The following is a 21,029-nucleotide window of genomic DNA, read 5'->3' on the forward strand; positions in this document are numbered from 1 at the left end:
GTCACAACCCGAGGGGTCAGGAATGCCAAGCACGGTCAAGGGAGTCATCGCCCGCAGAAGGGGCGCCGAGGTCGAGCTCGTCGACATCGTCGTCCCGGATCCTGGACCGGGGGAGGCCGTGGTAAGGGTCGAGGCCTGCGGCGTGTGCCACACCGACCTGCACTACCGGGAGGGCGGCATCAACGACGAGTTCCCGTTCCTCCTGGGCCATGAGGCGGCAGGCACCGTCGAGGCCGTCGGGGAGGGAGTCACCGAGGTGGAGCCCGGTGACTTCGTGATCCTCAACTGGCGGGCGGTCTGCGGTCAGTGCCGGGCCTGCGCCAAGGGCGAGCCCTGGTACTGCTTCAACACCGCCAACGCGACCCAGAAGATGACGCTCACCGACGGCACCGAGCTGTCGCCCGCGCTGGGCATCGGCGCCTTCATCGAGAAGACGCTCGTGGCGGCCGGGCAGTGCACCAAGGTCGACCGGGAGGCCTCGGCCACTGCCGCCGGGCTCCTCGGGTGCGGGATCATGGCCGGCTTCGGTGCGGCGGTGAACACCGGCGGGGTGCGGCGCGGTGACTCGGTGGCGGTCATCGGCTGCGGCGGCGTGGGAGACGCCGCCATCGCGGGTGCGGCTCTGGCCGGCGCGACGACGATCATCGCGGTGGATGTGGACGACCGGAAGCTGGAGATTGCCACGGGCTTCGGCGCCACCCACACCGTGAACAGTTCCGGGCGTGACCCGGTCGTGGCGATCCAGGAACTCACCGACGGGTTCGGTGCCGACCTGGTCGTTGACGCCGTCGGCCGGCCGGAGACCTACAAGCAGGCCTTCTACGCGCGTGACCTGGCCGGCACCGTCGTGCTGGTCGGGGTGCCGACGCCGGAGATGACCGTCGAGCTGCCGCTCCTGGACGTCTTCGGGCGCGGCGGGTCGCTGAAGTCCAGCTGGTACGGCGACTGCCTGCCCTCACGGGACTTCCCGATGCTCATCGACCTCTACCGTCAGGGCCGTTTCGACCTCGATGCCTTCGTCACCGAGACCATCGGCATCGACGACGTCGAGGGGGCCTTCTCCAAGATGGAACGCGGCGAGGTGCTTCGCTCGGTGGTGGTCCTGTGAACGGCGCCGGCCAGCTGCGGATCGACCACGGCGTGACCTCCGGGACCTTCAGCCTGGACGGTGGCACCTGGGACGTGGACAACAACGTGTGGGTGATCGGCGACGACCGGGAGTGTGCGGTCATCGACGCCCCGCACGACGTGCAGAAGATCCTGGACGTCGTCGGTGGTCGCACGGTGGCCGCCATCCTCCTGACGCACGCGCACGACGACCACATCGACGCGGCCGCGGCGCTGGCCGAGGCCACGGGGGCGCCGACCTACCTCCACGCGGAGGACCGGATGCTCTGGGACCGGGTGCACTCCGACCCCCCGACCGAGGAGCTGGAGGACGGCGACACGATCGAGGTCGCGGGCACCGTGCTTCAGGTGATGCACACGCCGGGGCACACCCCCGGGGCGTGCTGCTTCCACGTGCCCGCGCTGGGGGCGGTGTTCACCGGCGACACTCTCTTCCAGGGCGGTCCGGGTGCGACCGGGCGCTCGTTCAGCGACTTCGGCACCATCGTCGACTCGATCACGCGAAGGCTGCTGACCCTTCCGCTGGACACGGTCGTGCACACCGGTCACGGCGAGACGACGACCATCGGAGCGGAGGCCCCGCACCGCCAGGAGTGGATCGACCGCGGGCACTGACCCACAGCCATGGACACGGCCGTCGGCCACCGGGGCGCGGGAGAGAAGGCGCCGACCTCCTGAGCTGAACTCGCGGCTATCCTGTGGGTGTGCACCAGACCGACCCGCGCCGCTCCCTGCTGGGGATGCTGCTGAGCGCTGTCGTCGTCGGTGCGCTCGCGGGCATCCCCGCGGACTCCGCCACGCTGGCGGTCGGGCTCGGAGTGCTGCTGCTGGTCGGGATGGCCGTCACCACGACGGTCGCCGCGATCGCGCTGGGTGCGCCGGGCGCCGTGGTTCCGGGCGCAGGGCGGCTCCGCAGGCAGTGGGGTCGCGCTCCGATCCCGCTGCTCGACCCGGGCCTGGCGGGCAGGCCACAACCGAGGGCTCCGGGGCGCCACCCCGCGGAGGTCCTCGTGACCAGCCCTGCCCGCTGATCCGCGCGCGAGACCCGCGCCGACTGACGCCTGACCCGCGCCGACTGATCCAAGCGCCGCACGCCTGATCGCCGCAGCACCTCCGAGACGCCCCCGTCCCGCTGTGCCTCCCGGAGGATCCCTATGTCCTGGCTCGACCCGTTCCTGCTCCCCGTCCACCACCTGATCGACGGGACCGCCCAGTGGCTGCCGATGCCCCTGGTGATCGTCCTGCTCACCGTCCTGGTGCGGCTCGTGCTGCACCCGCTCAACCGCGCGACCTACCGTGCCACCCTGCACCGGCAACGGATCGCACCCCAGCTGCAGGAGGTCCGGGCACGGCACGGCAAGGACCGCGAGCGGCTCCAGCGCGAGCTGCTCGAGCTCCACCAGCGGGAGGGTGTCTCACCGGTCGCGGGTTGCCTGCCCGCACTGGTCCAGCTCCCGGTGTTCTTCGTCGTCTACCGGTTGTTCGCCGCACCGGAGTTCGCCGGCCAGGTCAACTCGGTCCTGGAGCACACGATGCTCGGCGTGCCGATGACGGCCCACCTGGTGACGGCGGGCCCAGGGCTCCCCGTGTTCGTCGGGCTGCTCACCGTGTCCCTGGTGGTCGCCTTCCTGACGATGCGGCAGACCCGCGCCTACCTGGTCGAACCCGCCGCAGGTGGCGACCCGCGTCAGGCCGAGGTGGCCGCCACGATGAACCGGATCATGCCGTGGCTGTCGTTCGGCTCGGTGTTCGCGGTCGCCGTGCTCCCGCTGGGGACCGGGATCTACCTGGTGACCAGTGCCCTGTGGACGCTCGTGGAGCGGGCTGCCGTGCGACGGATGGTCAGCCTGTGAGCCTCCCCTAGCGCGACCGGGCTCGGGGGGAGCAGACTTGATCCGTTCGAGCCAGGAAAGGGTCCGCGTGGGTGAGATGGAGCTCCAGCAGAACCGGGTGACCGACGCGATCGTCTGCACCCACCAGGTCGACGTCGACCCGGTGCACGCCTTCGAGGTCTTCACCGAGCGGTTCGGCGACTGGTGGGACCCCCGCCTGACGTCGGACCCCTCGACCTACGAGGGAGCGGACGTCGAGGAGGTCGAGGGTGGCGTGGTCGCCCTGCACCACGACGGCGAGGACTACCCGATCGGCGAGGTGCTGGAGTGGGAGATCGGCGAGCGCTTCGCGATGACCTTCCACCTGGCCCTGCCCCGGGACCACCCGACCGAACTGGTCGTCGACTTCGAGCCGTCCGACGGGGGCACTCTGGTGACCCTGACGCACGGCGGGTGGGAGCAGGACAACGCGGCGCAGCGCCACAAGTTCACCGAGTGGCCGAGCCTGCTGGCCCGGTTCGCCGCTACCGCACTGCAGGACTGACCGGCCTCCGAACGTCCCGGGTGGACCGACCCCGGGACGTGCGCCGGGTCGCGCTTGCGCAGGTAGCCTTACCCGCGTGAGCCTGCGTCTGTACGACACCGCCACCCGCGAGCTGCGGGCCTTCGAGCCCCTTGAGCCCGGACGGGTCGGCATCTACATCTGTGGCCTCACGACCCAGGGGGCGCCGCACATCGGGCACGTCCGGTTCGCCGTCGCCTTCGACATCCTGCGCCGGTGGCTGGTGCGCGGGCACGGGCTCGACGTCACCCTCGTGCGGAATGTCACCGACATCGACGACAAGATCCTCGCCAAGTCCGCCGACCACGGAGCGCCCTGGTGGGCCTGGAGCTATGCCCACGAGCGCGCCACCACGCAGGCGCTGGAGACACTCGGGGTCCTGCCGCCGACCTACGAGCCGCGGGCCACCGGTCACATCACCGAGATGGTCGAGCTGATCGACGTGCTCGTCGAGCGGGGCCACGCCTACCCGGCGGCCGACGGCAGCGGCGACGTCTACTTCGACGTGCGCTCCTGGCCGTCCTACGGCGAGCTGACCCACCAGAAGATCGAGGACATGGAGCCGGCCGCCGACGCCGACCCGCGTGGCAAGCGCGACCCCCGGGACTTCGCCCTGTGGAAGGGCGCCAAGCCCACCGAGCCGGCCACGGCGTCCTGGCCGACCCCCTACGGGCGCGGCCGCCCCGGGTGGCACCTGGAGTGCTCGGCGATGGCCCGCAAGTATCTCGGTGACACCTTTGACATCCACGGCGGCGGGGTCGACCTCCGCTTCCCGCACCATGAGAACGAACAGGCCCAGTCCCGCGCCGCCGGGCTCGGCTTCGCCCGGTTCTGGCTGCACAACGCCTGGGTGACCCTGAGCGGCGAGAAGATGAGCAAGTCGCTCGGCAACACCCTGACCGTCACCGAGCTGACCAGGACGGTGCGCCCGCTGGTCCTGCGCTACTACCTCGGCGCCGCGCACTACCGCTCCACGATCGAGTATGGCGATCACTCACTGGACGAGGCGCAGGCGGCGGTCGAGCGGATCGAGGGTTATCTGCAGCGCGCCCTGGAGGTGGTCGGGGAGCCGGCCGACGGCCTCCTGGCTGAGTCGGCCGACGCGGCTGTCCCCGAGGGCTTCGCGGCGGCGCTGGACGACGACGTCAACGTGCCCGAGGCGCTCGCCGTCCTGTTCGGTGCGGTGCGCGAGGGCAACCGGGCCCTCGAGCAACAGGACGGGACCGACCGGGCGAGTGTCCGGCATACTCTCCTGGCCGTGGTGGCGATGACCGACGTCCTCGGCATCAACCCGCTGGACCCCGTCTGGGGTGGCGGGAGCCAGGGCGGGGCCGCCGAGGACGTGCTGGCCGCGCTCGTGCAGAACCGGCTCGACGCCCGGGCCGACGCGCGCGCCGCGAAGGACTTCGCGGAGGCGGACGCGATCCGCGACCAGCTCACGTCGCTCGGCGTGGTCATCGAGGACACCCCGGCCGGCGCCCGCTGGTCGCTGGCCCGCTAGAGAAGGACGAGGTAGATCGCGATGGCGGGAAACTCCCAGCGCAAGGGCGCGGTGCGCAAGAGCGCCAAGAAGGGCCCACAGGTCGGCAGCGGCGGGCAGCGTCGCAAGGGACTGGAGGGGCGGGGCCCCACGCCCAAGGCGACCGAGCGCACCGGTCACCCGGCCGCGCGCCGGGCCAACCGGGACAGCAAGGCCGACCGTCCGCGTCCGCAGCGTCGCGGCGGCACCCGGGCGAGCAGCGAGATCGTCGCGGGGCGCAACTCGGTGCTGGAGGCGCTGCGCACCCAGGTGCCGGCCAGCACGCTGTACGTCGCCTCCCGCATCGACTCCGACGACCGGGTGCGCGAGGCGATCGCGCTCGCCTCCGAGCAGGGCATCGCCCTGTTGGAGACCCCGCGCGGCGAGCTGGACCGGCTGACCGACGGGGCCGTGCACCAGGGGCTGGCGCTGCAGGTGCCACCGTACGACTACGCGCACCCGGACGACCTCCTCGCGGCGCAGCTGCCAGGCGTCCCGCTCATCGTGGCGCTGGACGGCATCACCGACCCGCGCAACCTCGGGGCGATCATCCGCTCGGTCGGTGCCTTCGGCGGTCATGGCGTCGTCGTGCCGGCCCGTCGGTCCGCCGGCATGACCGCTGCCGCCTGGAAGACCTCGGCCGGTGCGGCCGCGCGGATCCAGGTCGCCCAGGCCACCAATCTCACGCAGGCGCTGAAGGACTACCGCAAGGCCGGTTGTTTCGTGATCGGTCTGGACGCTGACGGCGAGGTCGAGCTGCCCGGCCTCGAGCTGGCCGACCAACCGCTCGTGGTGGTGATCGGGTCGGAGGGCAAGGGCCTGTCGCGGCTGGTGCGCGAGACGTGCGACCAGGTCGTCTCGATCCCCATGGCCGCGGTCACCGAGTCGCTGAACGCCGGCATCGCCGGTGCCGTGACGCTCTACGAGATCGCTCGCCTGCGGCGGAGCTGAGCGTCGTGCCCGTCGTCCGTGCCGCGACCCGGGGTCTCGTCGTCGACGACGGCAGGTTGCTGCTGACGGTCCTGCACGGTCACACGGGGGAGTACTGGCTGACGCCCGGCGGCGGGCAGGCGTTCGGTGAGTCGAAGGTAGAGAACGTGGCGCGGGAGGTGCTCGAGGAGACCGGCTACCGGGTCCGGGTGGGGGACCTGGCCTGCGGTCGGGACTACATCGGTGCCCGGCACTTCCCCGACTGGGACTCCGGTTTCCAGCAGACCGAGCTCTGGTTCTGGTGCTACCTCGTGGACGACCGGCAGCACCCAGCGGCCGGGGCCGACGCCGAGCAGACCGACGTGCGCTGGGTGCTGCTGCCCGACCTCGTCGGCTCGCCCCTCTATCCGCGGGCACTGGCCTCGTGGCTGAACTCCGATCCGGCCGACCGCCCCGTGTGGCTGGGCGACGTCAACTGATCTGGTGCCAGAGATCCTGAAGGAAGACCCTGTGGAGGACCACGTGCAGACCCGCCCCTACGGCTCCTGGCCGTCACCGCTCGACGGGCGCCAGACCCTGTCGGCGACGACCCGTCGCAGGTCGCCGCGGACCGACGGGGATGACCTCTACTGGTTGGAGGCACGTCCGGAGGATGCCGGGGCCGTCACGCTGGTGCGGCGCCTCGCTCCCACCCAACCCGGCCTCACTCAGCCCAGCGGTGGTGCCGTCGAGGACGTGAGCCCGGCGAGTCACAACGTGCGCACCCGCTATCTGGAGTACGGCGGTGGCGACTATGCCGTGGCCGGGGGAACGGTGCTGTGGGTCGACTTCGGCACCCAGCGGGTCTGGCTCCGCGCACCGGGACATGAACCGCGAGCGCTGACCCCGGACACCGGAGGGGCTGTCCGATGGTCCTGCTTCCGGATCGACCCTGCGCGGCGGGCGGTGTTCTGTCTGCGGGAGGACCAGCGTGAGCCGTCGCTGGAGCCGGTGAACTCCCTGGTCCGGCTGGACCTGGACGGCGACAACGATGACCTCGGTGTCGTGCTCGTGGCCGGGAAGGAGCGCCGCCGGGCGGAGCGCGGCAGCGACGAGGGGACCGCCGGACCCGACTTCGTGCTCGACCCGGTGCTCTCCCCGGACGGCACGCGGATCGCCTGGCTCACCTGGGACCACCCGCACATGTCCTGGCACGAGACGACGCTCTGGCTGGGAGACCTCGATGAGCACGGGGACCTGCACCGTGCCCACACGGTCGCCGGTGGCTCGGGCGAGTCGTTGGAGCAGCCGCTGTGGCTGGACGACGCCACGCTGCTGGTGCTCTCCGACCGCACGGGCTGGAGCAACCTGCACCGTCTCGACGTCTCCAGCCCGGGCGGCGGGCTGCAGGCCGTCACCACCGAACAGCTCGACCTCGGCCTGCCCCGGTGGGTGCCCGACACCTCCACCTACGCCCTACTGCCAGGCGGGCGGGTGGTGAGCGGTCGCTCGCGCGAGGGCTTCCGGGAACTGGTCGTGATCGACCCGGCGACCGGTGCGACCGAGGTGCTGGACTCGGCGACCACGGCTGTGACCGAGATCGCGGTGCTGGCCGACGGGACCCTGGCCGTCGAGGCGGCCCGGGCCGACCTGCCCACGACGGTGGTGACCGTCGACCCGCGGACCGCCGCCACGGCGCCCGTGGTCCCCGAGGAGCCGAGCGGTCTGGAGGACTACGCGGCGACGCCTGAACCGGTGAGCTGGCCGGGGGCAGACGGCGAGACGGCCCACGGGTTCCTCTACCTGCCCCGTAACCCGCAGGTCCGTGCGCCCGAGCGGGACCTGCCGCCGCTCGTGGTGACCCTGCACGGCGGGCCGACCGCCGCGGCCGTCCCGGGGCACAGCGCCGCACGGACCTTCTGGACCTCGCGCGGCTTTGCCGTCCTCGACGTCAACTACGGCGGGTCCACCGGCTACGGCCGCGCCTACCGGGAGCGGCTCGACGGCCGGTGGGGCGAGGTGGACGTCCAGGACGCCGCCACCGGGGCCCGCCACCTGGCCGAGCAGGGTCTCGTGGACGGCGCCCGCCTGCTGATCACCGGCGGCAGCGCCGGCGGTTTCACCACGCTGGCCGCGGCGACCTTCACCGACGTCTTCGCCGCGGGCGCGAGCCACTTCGGGATCTCCGACCTGGCGACGTTGGCGACCGACACGCACAAGCTCGAGTCGCGCTACTGCGACGGGCTGGTCGCGCCCTGGCCGGAGGGCCGGGAGGTGTATGCCGCGCGCTCACCGATCCACCACGTGGACCGGCTGGCCACGCCGCTGATCCTGCTGCAGGGCACCGACGACCAGGTGGTCCCCCGGGCGCAGGCGGAGCAGCTGGCCGAGGTGCTGCGCACCAAGGGCCTGCCCGTCGCACTGGTCCTGTTCGAGGGTGAGGGACACGGGTTCCGCGCGCTGGACAACCAGGTCCGGGCGCTGGAGTCCGAGCTGTCGTTCTACGCCCAGGTGCTCGGGCTCGACCCGCCCGAGGGCCTCGACCCGGTGCCGGTCGAGAACCTGTCGAGCGCGAGGAACCCCAACGCGCCCCACGGGGTTTCGTTGCGCTGAGCGCCCGTGCCGCGTCCTAGAACACCCCGTCGGAGTGGTGCCGCCGACGACGGGCGATGTCCGACGCGGCGTCCTGCGCATCGCGGGGGTCCGGCCGGGAGCTGCTCGTCCGGGCGCCCCCAATGGTGACAGAACGGACCCCTGCTGTCAGCAGCCCGGCGTTCACCCCGCGAGTTGGCCGACTCTTGACGAGGCCCAGGGCCAGGTGTGTCGAGAGTCGGTGCACTGGGGCGGATCGTGGCCGGGCAGGGTGGCACGTGCCCGGGAACTACCCACGGTTTGGCGTCCCGTGGGGTATTTCCCGGGCTCGTGCCGCCCTCCGGACGAACGGCGGGACTGCCGTGTGGGCTGCGGGGACGGGGGCAGGGGCCGGCGCGAGCGGGTCGTGGTGTCCCTCTCGGGGGTCCGGGGAGGACGGCCGGCTCAGCCCTTGGTGCGGATCGGGATCTCCTGGGTGTCCAGGCCGAGGACCGCGACCTCGTCCGGCTTGCTGGGCAGCACGGTGTCCACGTAGTCGCGGACCGCTTCCTCCAGGGGGACGTCGTAGTCCGCGCGCTCGGAGAGGTACCAGCGGTGCTCGAGGAGCTCGTGGAAGAGCTCGGCCGGCTCCAGCTTGCTGCGCAGCTCCGGCGGAACGGTGCGGGTGACCGGCTCATAGATGCTGGAGAGCCAGTCGTGGGCGACGAGCTCCTCGTCGTCGTTCTGTCGGTCCTGGGAGGCGCGGAAGGCGTCCAGGTCGTTGAGCAGGCGGCGCGCCTGGTTCTCCTCGACGTCCAGACCGGTCAACCGCAGCAGGCGACGACAGTGGTGACCGGCATCGACGATCTTCGGCTCGATCTGGATATGGGTCCCGTCCACGTCCGTGCTCATGGCCAGCTCGCCGACGTCGAAGCCAAGGTTGTTGAGTCTGCGGATCCGCTCGTCGACGCGCCAGCGGTCACCGCGCTCGAAGCGCTCGGTCGCGGTGAGCTCGCGCCACAGCAGCTCGTAGCGGTGCATCAGCCGGTCCGCGATCTCCAGCGCGTCCGCGTCCTCGGCGAGCAGGCCGCCGGCCTCCAGGTCCATCAGCTCGCCGGCGATGTTGCCGTGTGCGATGAAGAGGTCGTGGCGTCGTTGTCCGTCGCTGAGCTGGTTGTGCACCTCGGCGGTCTCCGCATCCACGAGGTAGGCGGCAAACTCCCCGGCGTCGCGCCGGAACAGGGTGTTGGACAGCGAGACGTCGCCCCAGTACACCCCTGCGAGGTGCAGCCGCACCAGGAGGACGGCGAGCGCATCGAGCACCCGGCGCGCGGTGTCGGGCCGCAGCCGCTGGCTGAAGATGGCGCGGTAGGGCAGGGAGAACTTCAGGTGCCGTGTCACCAGGCACGCGTCCAAGGGGTTGCCCTCCGCGTCGACGCGACCGGCGATGACACCCAGTGGCTCCACGGCCGGCTGACCGATCCGCCGGAGCAGCTGGAGCGTCTGGTACTCCCGCTGAGCCAGCTCGGCCTTGATCTCCTTCACCGCGATGACCCCGCCGGAGAGCCGCACGAAGCGCACCACGTGCCGGGAGATACCGCGGGGGAGCGCGGCCAGGTGGTGCTCCGGCCAGTCCTCCAGGGACACCGCCCAGGGGAGGTCGAGGATGGCAGGGTCCGGCCGCGCGGCGGTGATCTGCAGTGGCATGGTAGAGCCTCCCTGTGCTCGGGGTGCGGTCAGGACAGTGTCCGCCCGACCGCACCCCGGTACATCCGCAGGATGGGCGCGACGCGGGCCTCAGTCGCCGAGTCGGAGCCCGCTCTCGGCGTCGAACACGTGCAGGTGGTCGGGCTTGGGCACGAAGCGGACGACCTCGCCCTTGGCGGGCGGGGTGCGACCGTCGACCCGCGCGATGAAGGCGTTGGCGTCCGCCCCCGAGCCGGGGCGCCGTCCGTAGACGTAGGCGTCGGCGCCGAGCTCCTCGACGACGTCGACCTCGATGGCCAGCCCGTTGCTGTCGGTGCCCGGCGTCAGGTCCTCGGGCCGGACACCGACCACGACCCGGCTGCCCGCGGCAGCCAGGACGCTGCGGTCGACCGGGAGCACTGCCTCGCCGAAGCGGACCCCGCCGTCGGTGACGTCTCCCTCCATGAGGTTCATCGCGGGGGAGCCGATGAAGCCGGCGACGAAGACGTTGTCCGGGTGGTCATACATGCGTCGCGGCGGGTCGCACTGCTGCAGCACACCGTCCTTGAGGACGGCGACCCGGTCCCCCATCGTCATGGCCTCGACCTGGTCGTGGGTGACGTAGACCGTGGTCACGCCGAGGCGGCGCTGCAGGGAAGCGATCTGCGTGCGGGTCTGGACGCGCAGCTTGGCGTCCAGGTTGGACAGCGGCTCGTCCATCAGGAAGACCTGCGGCTGGCGCACGATCGCGCGCCCCATGGCCACGCGCTGGCGCTGACCACCGGACAGGGCCTTGGGCTTGCGGTCCAGGTAGGGCTCCAGGTCCAGGATCTTGGCGGCCTCCTCGACACGCTGGCGGATCTCGGCCTTGGACTTGCCCGCGATGCGCAGGGCGAAGCCCATGTTGTCCGCCACGCTCATGTGGGGATACAGCGCGTAGTTCTGGAAGACCATCGCGACGTCGCGGTCCTTGGGCGGGAGGTCGGTCACCTCCCGGTCACCGATCAGGATGCGGCCGGAGTTGACCTCCTCCAGTCCGGCGAGCATGCGCAGGCTGGTGGACTTGCCGCAGCCGGAGGGACCGACGAGGACGAGGAACTCGCCGTCGGTGATCTCGATGTCCAGGGAGTCGACGGCCGGGATCTCGGAACCGGGATAGATCCGCGTGGCCTTGTCGAATGTCACTGTTGCCATGGTGGGGCTACTCCTTCACCGGCAGGAACGTGCCGGACGATCCGTTGTAAAGGACGGTCCCGCCGGCGGGCGCCGACAGGAGTTCGCCAGGGACCCCGCCCCGACGAGTCCGGCCCTGCCGGGGCCGGTCACCGGCGGCGTTGCCCGTGACTGTTGTTCGTTACCGTACTGCAATCTGCAAAATCTTGCAGAAAATGTAAGGTATGCGCCATGCTAGCGGACGTGCCTTCGGGCATGGCTCGTGACCCGGAGCCGCGACCCTCGCGGACTGCCGTTCAAAGGAGAACTCATGAAGCGCACGACCGGCGCGATCGCGATGGCGGGCATCACAGCCCTCCTGCTGACCGCCTGCGGTGGCGACGCCGCGAACGACGACGACCCCACCACCCCTGCTGGCGAGACCGAGGCCGAGACCCCGGCCGACGACGAGGAAGCCACCGACGAGGGTGACGCGGCCGACGAGACGGAGGAGGCCGCGGAGGAGCCCGCGACCGACGACGCGGAGTCGACCGAGCCCCCCGTGCGTGACCAGAACGCCGAGCTGGTCATCTGGTCCGATGACGTCCGGGCCCCCATCCTGACCGAGTTTGCCGACGAGTTCGGCACCGAGTTCGGCATCACCGTCCAGGTCCAGGTGGCCACCGACGTGCGTCAGCAGTTCAAGGACGCCACCAACGTCGACCAGGGGCCGGACGTCATCGTCGGAGCCCACGACTGGTTGGGTGAGCTCGTCCAGAACGGCACCGTCGCCCCGATCCAGATGTCCCAGGACGTCCAGGACCAGTTCGTCCCGGAGGCGCTCGAGGCCACCAAGTTCGACGGGCAGATCTACGGCGTCCCCTACGCCACCGAGTCCCTCGGCCTGATCCGCAACACCGCTCTGGCCCCCGAGGCGCCGTCCTCGATGGAGGACCTGATCGCCAACGGCACCGCACTGGTGGAGTCCGGCGACGCCGACCACGTCATGGTGACCCCGGTCGGCCAGCAGGGTGACGCCTACCACGCCTTCCCGTGGCTGTCGGCCTACGGCGGTGGCATCTTCGGCACCAACGCCGAGGGTGGCTGGGACGCCCAGAACGTGATCATCGACTCCCCGGAGAGCATCCAGGGCGGCGAGAAGATCGCCTGGCTGGCCGAGAACGGCGCGCTGAACGTCAACGTCGGTGGCACCGAGATGGAGGCCCTGTTCGGCGAGGGCAGGACCCCCTACATGGTGTCCGGCCCGTGGGCGATCGCCAACGTCGAGGGTGCTGGCATCGAGTACGCCATCGACCCGATCCCGGACTTCGAGGACGGCGGGACGACCACCCCGTTCCTGGGTGTCCAGATGTTCTACGTCTCCTCCAAGGCCAAGAACCCGGCCATCGCGCAGGAGTTCGTGAACCAGTACGTCCCCAGCGTCGACCTGCAGCTGGCGCTCTTTGAGGCCGGCGACCGCCCGCCGGCCCTCCAGGCGGCGCTTGACCAGGTCTCCGCCGAGAACGAGGACATCGCCGCGTGGGCTGCCGCCGGTGAGGGTGCCCTGCCGATGCCGAACATCCCCGCCATGAACGCGGTCTGGGGCCCGCTGGGCCAGGCCACCTCCGACATCGTCGGTGGCGCGGACCCGGCCGAGCGCCTGACCGCCGCACAGGAAGAGGTCGTCGCAGGGATCGGCTGATGACCACCCGCTAGACCCGGTCCCGGCTGGACCTCTCCGCGAATGTCCAGCCGGGACCGCCCCCTGAGCACCACCCCCCGACGACCCCACCCTGACAACATCTGGCACCCAGGGAGACGACGATGTCCCAGCAGGCCACCACCCCACCGGAGGACGCCGAGCTCAGCCACCTGGCCGAGCCCGAGCACCTGGACTACGGCACGCGGCCGCCGCTCTGGCTGACCGTCGTGAAGTGGGCGTTGATCGCGCTGGCACTGGCTGTCCTGCTCTACGTCGCCCAGGAGCTGATCGAGGCCGGCCACTGGCTCATGGTGATCCTGGTGGCCTTCGTGGCCATGTGCATCCTGGCCGTCTACTCGACCAGGCGTGCGGTCCCGCTGAAGTACCTGCTGCCCGGCCTGCTCTTCGCCCTGGCCCTCCAGATCTGGCCGTTGATCTACACCGTCAGCCTCTCGTTCACCAACTACGGCGACGGACACCTGATCTCCAAGGAGGAGGCGATCAGTGCCATCGAGGCCAGCTCGGTGCGCCCGGTCGAGGGTTCCGCCCGCTTCTCGCTCAACATCGCGGTCCCCGAGGGCCAGGACGCGGCGACCGGCGACCTCACCTACCTGCTGACCGACCCCGACGGGAACTTCTTCGCCGGCGACCTCGAGGGGGTCGAACCACTCGACCCGGCGACGGTCGAGGCCGGGATCAGCGGCCGGATCACCAGTGCCGAGGGTTTTACTATCCTCAGCGCCAGCGAGGTGAACGACCGCTCGGCGGACCTGGCCGAGTTCGCGGTCCCGACCGAGACGGGCGGCATCAAGCAGATCGGCCTGTCCGAGGCCTTCATCGGTGAGCCCACCAAGGTCTGGGACGAGGCCACGGACACCATCACGGACACGCTCACCGGCCGGGTCTACGTGCCCGAGGGCGCCAACTTCGTCCCGCAGGACGGCGTCGGACCGCCGCTGCCGCAGGGCTGGCTGGAGAACGTGGGCCTCGACAACTACACCGAGGCGCTGACCAACCCCACCCTGCGGGCCGGCTTCATCAAGGTTCTGCTCTGGAACTTCGCGTTCGCCGCCATCACGGTGGTGTCGACCTTCCTGCTCGGCATGCTGCTGGCGCTGCTCTTCAACGACGCCAGACTCAAGGGCAGGGGGATCTACCGATCGCTGCTGATCCTGCCCTACGCACTCCCGATCTACGTCACGGCGCTGGTCTGGTCCTCGATGTTCAACCAGGACTTCGGGCTGATCAACAGCGTGACCGGACTGGACATCAACTGGTTGGGTGACCCGTGGATGGCGCGGCTCGCGCTGCTGATCACCAACCTGTGGCTCGGCTTCCCCTACATGTTCATCGTGTGCACAGGAGCGCTGCAGTCCATTCCGGGCGAGGTGCGGGAGGCCGCGGCGATCGACGGAGCCGGTCCGTTCCGGACCATCCGCTCGGTGATCATGCCCCTGCTGCTGGTCGCCGTCGGACCCCTGCTGATCGCCTCCTTCGCGTTCAACTTCAACAACTTCGGGCTGGTCTTCCTCTTCAACGAGGGCGGGCCGTTCATCGGCGGCCAGAGCCAGGTCGGCTCGACCGACCTGCTGATCTCCTGGGCCTACCGGCTGGCCCTGGGCGGGACGCAGCCGAACTTCGGCCTGGCCTCCGCGATCGCCGTCTTCATCTTCTTCATCGTGGCCCTGATCAGCTATCAGGGCTTCCGGTCCACCAAGGCACTCGAGGATGTGAACTGACGATGACCACAGGCACCCCCGCAGGCGGGGAAATGGCTGCCATCGACGTGAGCAACGCCGACCAGCGAACGGCGGCCCCGACTCCGGCGGGCCGGCGGAAGAAGGGTGGTGGGGTCTGGTGGCGGCACGCCCTGGCGCTGCTGGCCCTGGTGTTCGCGCTCTTCCCGATCCTGTTCATCGTCTCCTCGGCGTTCAACAACGCCGGCACGCTGTCCACCTCCGGGCTGATGCCGACCAGGTTCGGCACCGACAACTTCAAGGACCTGTTCGCCGACCCGGCGCGGCCGTACTGGACCTGGTTCAAGAACTCGATGATCATCTCGGTGGTCTCGACGATCGCGACGCTCTTCCTCGGGGCGTGCGCGGCCTACTCCTTCTCCCGGCTGCGGTGGACAGGACGCCGGACCGGGCTGCTGGCCATCCTGCTGCTGCAGATGTTCCCGGCCGTGCTGGCCTTCGGCGCGCTCTACATCACCTTCGCCAACGTCGGCAACGTGCTGCCCGCGGTGGGCCTGAACACCCTGGCCGGCCTGATCCTGGTCTACCTGGGCGGTGCCATGGGCTCGAACATCTGGCTGCTCAAGGGCTACTTCGACACCGTGCCCAAGGAGCTCGACGAGGCTGCCTACATCGACGGCGCCTCCCACGCCCGGATCTTCTTCACGATCACCCTGCGGCTGGTCACCCCGATCCTGGCCACCGTCGCGATGCTGGCCTTCGTCGGGCTGTGGGGCGAGTTCCTGCTGGCCTCCATCTTCCTCACCGACGTCAACCAGCAGACCCTCGCGGTCGGCCTGTGGCAGACCCGCAACGCCGACGTCAACCGCTACTTCGGTCAGTTCGTCGCGGGTGCGGTCATCGCCTCCATCCCGGTCGTGCTGGTCTACCTCTCCCTGCAGAAGCAGCTGATCGGCGGTCTGACCCAGGGCTCCGTCAAGTGATCGCATGCTGACCCAACCCCACCACGACGGGTCACCGCTCTACGTCTCGGCGGTCGCGCCCCGGCTCGGCGACGCCGTCTCCGTCCGGGTCCGCACCCCGGAGAGCGCGGGGGTCACGGCCGTGCACGTGCGCACCACTCCGGACGGTGAGCAGGAGTTCACGACCGCTCGCCGCGTGCACACCGACGGGGCGGAGACGTGGTGGCAGGCCGAGCTGGTCCTGCACAACCCGGTCACGAACTACCGCTTCCTGCTCGAGGGCGGCGCGGCGGCGACGGGCGGCTACCGCTGGCTCAACGGCACCGGCGTGCACCCGCGGGACGTGCCGGATGCCGCCGACTTCCGCATCGTCACCTACTCCGCGCCCCCCGCCTGGGCCACCGGCGCCGTGGTCTACCAGATCTTCCCGGACCGCTTCGCCCGAGACGCCGCTGTCGAGCCCGCCGGCGACCCGGGCGGCCCCCGCCAGGACCTGCCGCCGTGGGCGGCCCCGGCGCACTGGAACGACCCGGTCGACGAGACGCGGCACGGCAGCCAGCAGGTCTTCGGCGGCACGATCCAGGGCATCATCGACCACCTCGACCACCTCGTCGAGCTCGGGGTGAGCGTCGTCTACCTCACCCCGTTCTTTCCGGCCAGGTCCAACCACCGCTACGACGCCTCGACGTTCGAGGAGGTCGACCCGATCCTGGGGGACCCGGAGTCGATGGCCCGCCTGCAGGCGGCTGCGCACGCCCGCGGCCTGCGGGTGATGGGTGACATCACGACCAACCACACCGGGGACGCGCACGAGTGGTTCGTCGCCGCCGACGCCGACCCCTCCGGGCAGTATGGCGGGTGGTACGTCCGCCAGACCCGTCCCGACGGGACCCCGGGCGAGTGGGTGACCTGGCTGGGCGTGCCCTCCCTGCCCAAGCTGGACCACACCGACGCCGGGCTCCGCACCGCGTTCATCGACGGCCCGGACTCCGTCATCCGCCGCTGGCTACGACCCGGCGCCGGGCTCGACGCGTGGCGGGTGGATGTCGCCAACATGACCGGCCGCTACGCCCAGACCGACATCGCCCACGAGGTGGCCAGGGCCGTGCGCGCCGTGGTCGACGAGGAGGCCGCCGCGCACGGGGCTGAGCCGCTGCTGGTGGCCGAGCACGTGCACGACCACAGCGCCGACGCCGTCGGCGACGGGTGGCACGGGGTGATGAACTACTCCGGGTTCACCAAGCCCGTGTGGACGTGGCTGCGTGACGACGGCTTCACCCCGAAGTTCCTCGGGTCGCCGGCCCGGCTCCCTCGGCTCGGCGGCGGGCTCGTGGCGGAGACGATGCGGGAGTTCTCCGCGATCGTCCCCTGGCGCAGCCTGGTGCACTCCTTCACCCTGGTCGGCTCGCACGACACGAGCCGCGTGGCCACCCTCGTCGGTCGCGACCGCGCCCTCACCCTGGTGGCCGCGGGACTGCTGCTGACCGCCCCGGGCATCCCGATGATCTGCTACGGCGACGAGATCGGGATGCAGGGTGACTTCGGCGAGGCCGGGCGCCGACCGATGCCGTGGGACGCGGCCCCGGACGGCCCGGACGGGGAACCTGCCGACCCGGACCGGTGGGACGAGCAGCTCCGGCGGGAGTATGCCGTGCTGATCGGTGCCCGACGCACCAGCCCGGCCCTCGCCGCCGGGGGTATGCGCTGGGTCCACGCGGAGCAGGACGCGCTGGTCTTCCTGCGCGAGCACCCCGAGCAGACCGCCCTCGTGCACGTGGCCCGGTCCGCTCACGACCCGATCACCCTGCCCTCGGGGCAGGTGCCGGGCGCACCTGCCGGCTCCTCGGCATACGGCCCGGCGGTGGGGACCGACGCCGACGGTGACCTCGTCCTGGACGCGACAGGGCCGCTCGTGCGGATCTGGACCTGGCCGACGCAGGCCCCCGGCTGGGAGGTGGCGTCGTGAGCAGGCTCGCTGACCTGGCGCAGCACGCGGGAGTCAGCGAGGCCACCGTCAGCCGGGTGCTCAACGACCGGCCGGGGGTCGCGGCCAACACCCGCCAGGCCGTGCTGACGGCGCTGGACGTGCTGGGCTACGAACGGCCGAGCAAGCTGCGGCGCAACAGCGCCGGACTGGTCGGTCTCGTCGTGCCCGAGCTCACCAACCCGATCTTCCCGGCGTTCGCGCAGGCCATGGAGACCCGCCTGGCCGCCGCCAACTACACCCCGGTGCTGTGCACCCAGGTGCCCGGCGGCATCCACGAGGACGACTACGTCCGGATGCTGCTGGACCGCGGGGTCGCCAGCATCGTCTTCATCAGCGGCTACCACGCCGACACCAAGGCCGACATCACGCGGTACACCGCCCTGCGCGAGCGCGGACTACCGATCACCCTGGTCAACGGCTGGCGTGAGGGGGTCGAGGCCACCTTCATCTCCAGCGACGACATCGCCGGGGTGCACCTGGCGGTGCGGCACCTGCGCGAGCTCGGCCACACGCGCATCGGGCTGGCGACCGGCCCGGCGCGGTATATCCCGGTGCAGCGCAAGATCGAGGGTTACGAGCTCGCGATGGACGAGCTGCTCCCCGATGCCGAGCACTTCGTCCAGACGACGCTGTTCACCGTCGAGGGCGGTGTCGCCGCCGGGCGCAGACTGCTCGAGCTCGGGGTGACCGCGGTCGTCTGCGGGTCCGACATCATGGCGCTCGGCGTGGTCCGCGCCGCCCGTCAGGCGGGGTTGCGGGTGCCCGAGGACGTCTCCGTCATCGGGTCGGACGACTCCCAGATGATCGGCTTCACCGACCCGCCGCTGACCACGGTGCGCCAGGACGTCGAGTCGATGAGCGAGGCCGCCGTCACCGCGATCCTGGAGGAGATCCAGGGCGAGCACGTCGTGCACCGGGAGTATCTCTTCGCGCCGGACCTCATCCTCCGGGCCTCCACCGGCGCGGCACCCGACCGGGGCTGACCGAGCATCTCAGGGCAGTCGCTGGCCGCGCAGCAGGAGCAGGCCGCGCAGGAGCGTGACGACGTAGGTCTCGTCGCGCACCCGGTGCTGCGCGACGGTCTCGCCGGGGCCGACCCGGACCGTCAGGTGGTCGGGCCCCAGTGCGGCGAAGGCCTGCTCGTCGGTGACGTCGTCGCCGATGTAGAGCACCTTGTCCACGCCACGGGCCTGCGCCAGGTCCAGCAGGGCCGTGCCCTTCCCGACGTGGCGGGTGGCCAGCTCCAGCACGTCCTTGCCGGGCGTCAGCTGCAGGTCCCGGCCCTGGGCCAGCGCCCGACCCTCGGCCAGCGTGGCCGCGGCCTCCTGCGGGGGGATCCCGCGGGTGTGCAGCACCAGGGAGTGGGGTTTGCGCTCGAGCCGCGCCAGGGGGTGCGCACGCAGCAGGGCGTTCAGATCCGCCTCGAGTGCGGCATACCGGATTGCCTCGGCGTCGTCCATCGCCGGCGCCTGGTCGTGGTAGGAGGTCTCGACGCCGTGGCTCCCGACGAGCAGGAGCGGCTCAGCTGCTCCGGTCAGCTCGCGCAGCGCGGCCAGGGCGCGTCCGGAGACGATCGCCACCCAGGTGTCCGGGAGCTCGGCCAGCCGGTCCAGCAGCTCCAGCGCCCCGGGCAGCGCGCGAGCACTCATCGGGTCGTCGACGAGGGGGGCGAGAGTGCCGTCGAAGTCCACGGCGACCAGGACCCGCGGGAGGACCGCGAACCGGCGGAGCGCGTCGGTGAGGGCTCCGGCGGGGGTGGTCGCCCGGTGCCGCACGCCGGTCACCCGCGGTCCGGCTTGTCCGGGGCCGCCTCGAGGGCTGCCAGATAGCGCCTGGCCCAGGCGTGCACGTCGTGGGTCCGGACGCGGCGACGCATGCCCAGCATCCGCTTGCGCCGCGAGGCGGCGTCCTCGCTCATGGCCGCCACAATGGTCTGCTTGAGCCCGACGATGTCGTGCGGGTTGCACTGGAAGGCCTGGGTGAGCTCGTGGGCGGCCCCGGTGAACTCGCTGAGCACCAGGGCACCGCCACCGTCCCAGCGGCTGGCGACATACTCCTTGGCCACCAGGTTCATCCCGTCCCGCAGCGGGGTCACCAGCAGCACGTCGGCCGCGAGGAAGAGCGCAGCCATCTCCTCCTTGGGGTAGGAGTGGTGCAGGTAGTGCACCGCCGACGCGCCGATCGTGGAGTGGTCACCGTTGATCCGGCCGACCTGTCCGTCGACCTGGCTGCGCAGCTCCCGGTAGGCGCTGACCCGCTCGCGGCTCGGGGTGGCGACCTGCAGCAGCGTCACCTCGGGCGTGGCGATGTCGCCGTCCGCGAACATCTCCGAGATCGCCCTCAGCCGGTGCCGGATGCCCTTGGTGTAGTCCAGCCGGTCGATCCCCAGCAGCACGGTCCGCGGGTTGCCCAGGGAGGCCCGGATCTCCTGGGCGCGACGCCGCACCCCCGGCGTCCGGGCCAGCTCGTCCACGGTGGTGAAGTCGATCGAGATCGGCACGGCGGCCATCCGGACCCGCCGCTCGCCCGACCCGGGTTCGTCCTCGTCGCCGACCCAGGAGACGACGTCACCGGAGGTGTGCGCACCCAGCAGCTGCTGGCAGGCGCGCGCGAAGTTGGCGGCGTCGTTGCGGCGCTGGAACCCCAGGAAGTCGGCCCCGAGGAGCCCGCGCAGGACGGAGTCGCGCCACGGGAGCTGACCGAACAGCTCCACCGGGGGGAAGGGGATGTGGTTGAACCAGCCGATCCGCAGATCGGGCCGCAGCTCCCGCAGCATGCTCGGCACCAGTTGCAGCTGGTAGTCGTGGATCCAGACGACGGCACCGCGCGCAGCCACCTGGGCGACGCACTCGGCGAACCGCGCGTTGACCTCCCGGTAGGCGGCCCACCATCGCCGCCGGTAGCGCGGGGGCACGATCACGTCGTGGTAGAGCGGCCACAGCGTCTCGTTGCTGAAGCCCTCGTAGTAGTCCTGGATCTCCTCCGCTGTGAGCACGACCGGGTGCAGCCGGACCCCGTCCCGGTCGAAGGGCCTCACGTCCTCGTCCGGCACTCCGGCCCAGCCCACCCACGCCGCACGCCGGCCCTGCATGACCGAGTCCATCGCGGTCACCAGGCCGCCGGGGCTCGCCTGCCAGCGGGTGGTCCCGTCGTCGTCGACGACCCGGTCGACCGGTAGCCGGTTGGCGGCCACCACGAAGTCGAAGGTGCGTCGTGCGGAAGCCAAAACCACTCCTGAGCCTCTGGGGTCGCGTGCGCGGCTGTCGGCGAGGAAACCAACTGAGCACGCGGATCGTTGCCGACCTTGAGCCTAGTCCGGTGC

At 71.1% G+C, this 21,029-nt stretch carries 18 protein-coding genes; 14 read left to right on the top strand and 4 right to left on the bottom strand.

The features are described 5' to 3' along the window. The first annotated feature begins 22 nt into the window (after positions 1-22). The 9 genes from MWU75_RS01400 (at position 23) to MWU75_RS01440 (ending at position 8,563) form a co-directional block, all read left to right on the top strand. Positions 23-1,108 carry an S-(hydroxymethyl)mycothiol dehydrogenase gene (locus MWU75_RS01400; protein ID WP_247087711.1) on the top strand — a complete coding sequence of 362 codons (1,086 nt, stop codon included), beginning with the start codon at positions 23-25 and terminating at the stop codon, positions 1,106-1,108. Next, on the top strand, positions 1,105-1,743 hold the full coding sequence (locus tag MWU75_RS01405) for an MBL fold metallo-hydrolase (protein WP_247087713.1): 639 nt from the start codon (positions 1,105-1,107) through the stop codon (positions 1,741-1,743). Before MWU75_RS01400 ends, MWU75_RS01405 begins: the two co-directional genes overlap by 4 nt. 89 nt (positions 1,744-1,832) lie before the next feature. Beyond that, a complete protein-coding gene (locus MWU75_RS01410) occupies positions 1,833-2,159 on the top strand; it encodes a hypothetical protein (RefSeq protein ID WP_247087715.1) in 327 nt (108 codons plus the stop codon). Between the two features lie 123 nt (positions 2,160-2,282). Next, positions 2,283-2,981, top strand: a complete 699-nt coding sequence (locus tag MWU75_RS01415) for a YidC/Oxa1 family membrane protein insertase (RefSeq protein ID WP_247087718.1) — start codon at positions 2,283-2,285, stop codon at positions 2,979-2,981. Between the two features lie 76 nt (positions 2,982-3,057). Next, a complete protein-coding gene (locus tag MWU75_RS01420; protein WP_247088113.1) occupies positions 3,058-3,504 on the top strand; it encodes an SRPBCC domain-containing protein in 447 nt (148 codons plus the stop codon). A 76-nt stretch (positions 3,505-3,580) separates the two neighbouring features. Continuing rightward, positions 3,581-5,023: a cysteine--tRNA ligase gene (cysS, locus tag MWU75_RS01425; RefSeq protein ID WP_247087720.1), complete on the top strand. Its 1,443-nt coding sequence runs from the start codon at positions 3,581-3,583 to the stop codon at positions 5,021-5,023. Between the two features lie 21 nt (positions 5,024-5,044). Then, positions 5,045-5,992, top strand: a complete 948-nt coding sequence (rlmB, locus tag MWU75_RS01430; protein WP_247087722.1) for a 23S rRNA (guanosine(2251)-2'-O)-methyltransferase RlmB — start codon at positions 5,045-5,047, stop codon at positions 5,990-5,992. A 5-nt stretch (positions 5,993-5,997) separates the two neighbouring features. Then, a complete protein-coding gene (locus MWU75_RS01435; RefSeq protein ID WP_247087724.1) occupies positions 5,998-6,450 on the top strand; it encodes an NUDIX domain-containing protein in 453 nt (150 codons plus the stop codon). 4 nt (positions 6,451-6,454) lie between these two features. After that, entirely contained in the window at positions 6,455-8,563 is a 2,109-nt protein-coding gene (locus MWU75_RS01440; protein ID WP_247087726.1) for a S9 family peptidase, read from the top strand. Positions 8,564-8,986: 423 nt separating this feature from the next. On the opposite strand, the gene MWU75_RS01445 is transcribed toward MWU75_RS01440, so the two are convergent. Continuing rightward, on the bottom strand, positions 8,987-10,228 hold the full coding sequence (locus MWU75_RS01445) for a DUF4032 domain-containing protein (protein WP_247087728.1): 1,242 nt from the start codon (positions 10,226-10,228) through the stop codon (positions 8,987-8,989). A 90-nt stretch (positions 10,229-10,318) separates the two neighbouring features. Further along, positions 10,319-11,401, bottom strand: coding sequence for a sn-glycerol-3-phosphate ABC transporter ATP-binding protein UgpC (gene ugpC, locus MWU75_RS01450; RefSeq protein WP_247087730.1), 1,083 nt, complete (start codon positions 11,399-11,401; stop codon positions 10,319-10,321). 289 nt (positions 11,402-11,690) lie between these two features. Here ugpC and MWU75_RS01455 point away from each other — a divergent pair, with 289 nt between their 5' ends. The 5 genes from MWU75_RS01455 to MWU75_RS01475 all read left to right on the top strand — a co-directional run bounded on the left by MWU75_RS01455 (position 11,691) and on the right by MWU75_RS01475 (position 18,690). Next, positions 11,691-13,061, top strand: coding sequence for a maltose ABC transporter substrate-binding protein (locus MWU75_RS01455; RefSeq protein ID WP_247087731.1), 1,371 nt, complete (start codon positions 11,691-11,693; stop codon positions 13,059-13,061). A 122-nt stretch (positions 13,062-13,183) separates the two neighbouring features. After that, positions 13,184-14,800, top strand: coding sequence for an ABC transporter permease subunit (locus tag MWU75_RS01460; RefSeq protein ID WP_247087733.1), 1,617 nt, complete (start codon positions 13,184-13,186; stop codon positions 14,798-14,800). A 32-nt stretch (positions 14,801-14,832) separates the two neighbouring features. Next, positions 14,833-15,741: a sugar ABC transporter permease gene (locus tag MWU75_RS01465; protein ID WP_247087735.1), complete on the top strand. Its 909-nt coding sequence runs from the start codon at positions 14,833-14,835 to the stop codon at positions 15,739-15,741. Between the two features lie 4 nt (positions 15,742-15,745). Further along, a complete protein-coding gene (locus MWU75_RS01470; protein ID WP_247087737.1) occupies positions 15,746-17,686 on the top strand; it encodes a glycoside hydrolase family 13 protein in 1,941 nt (646 codons plus the stop codon). Then, positions 17,683-18,690, top strand: a complete 1,008-nt coding sequence (locus MWU75_RS01475; RefSeq protein ID WP_247087739.1) for a LacI family DNA-binding transcriptional regulator — start codon at positions 17,683-17,685, stop codon at positions 18,688-18,690. The genes MWU75_RS01470 and MWU75_RS01475 overlap by 4 nt, the downstream gene beginning before the upstream one ends. Positions 18,691-18,699: 9 nt before the next feature. Here the strand turns inward: MWU75_RS01475 and otsB are convergent, their stop codons facing one another. Both otsB and MWU75_RS01485 read right to left on the bottom strand, forming a co-directional pair. After that, complete coding sequence (gene otsB, locus MWU75_RS01480; protein ID WP_247087741.1) at positions 18,700-19,491, bottom strand: trehalose-phosphatase; 792 nt, start codon at positions 19,489-19,491, stop codon at positions 18,700-18,702. Further along, positions 19,488-20,933 carry a trehalose-6-phosphate synthase gene (locus MWU75_RS01485; protein WP_247087743.1) on the bottom strand — a complete coding sequence of 482 codons (1,446 nt, stop codon included), beginning with the start codon at positions 20,931-20,933 and terminating at the stop codon, positions 19,488-19,490. Before MWU75_RS01485 ends, otsB begins: the two co-directional genes overlap by 4 nt. Between the last annotated feature and the right edge of the window lie 96 nt (positions 20,934-21,029).

The organism is Ornithinimicrobium sp. F0845, assembly GCF_023015765.1.
Taxonomy (GTDB): Bacteria; Actinomycetota; Actinomycetes; order Actinomycetales; family Dermatophilaceae; genus Ornithinicoccus.

Coding starts and splice junctions, on each gene's coding strand:
- MWU75_RS01400 (WP_247087711.1), top strand. CDS start 23: ATGCCAAGCACGGTCAAGGGAGTCATCGCCCGCAGAAGGGGCGCCGAG.
- MWU75_RS01415 (WP_247087718.1), top strand. CDS start 2,283: ATGTCCTGGCTCGACCCGTTCCTGCTCCCCGTCCACCACCTGATCGAC.
- MWU75_RS01420 (WP_247088113.1), top strand. CDS start 3,058: ATGGAGCTCCAGCAGAACCGGGTGACCGACGCGATCGTCTGCACCCAC.
- rlmB (WP_247087722.1), top strand. CDS start 5,045: ATGGCGGGAAACTCCCAGCGCAAGGGCGCGGTGCGCAAGAGCGCCAAG.
- MWU75_RS01445 (WP_247087728.1), bottom strand. CDS start 10,228: ATGCCACTGCAGATCACCGCCGCGCGGCCGGACCCTGCCATCCTCGAC.
- ugpC (WP_247087730.1), bottom strand. CDS start 11,401: ATGGCAACAGTGACATTCGACAAGGCCACGCGGATCTATCCCGGTTCC.
- MWU75_RS01455 (WP_247087731.1), top strand. CDS start 11,691: ATGAAGCGCACGACCGGCGCGATCGCGATGGCGGGCATCACAGCCCTC.
- MWU75_RS01460 (WP_247087733.1), top strand. CDS start 13,184: ATGTCCCAGCAGGCCACCACCCCACCGGAGGACGCCGAGCTCAGCCAC.
- MWU75_RS01465 (WP_247087735.1), top strand. CDS start 14,833: ATGGCTGCCATCGACGTGAGCAACGCCGACCAGCGAACGGCGGCCCCG.
- MWU75_RS01470 (WP_247087737.1), top strand. CDS start 15,746: ATGCTGACCCAACCCCACCACGACGGGTCACCGCTCTACGTCTCGGCG.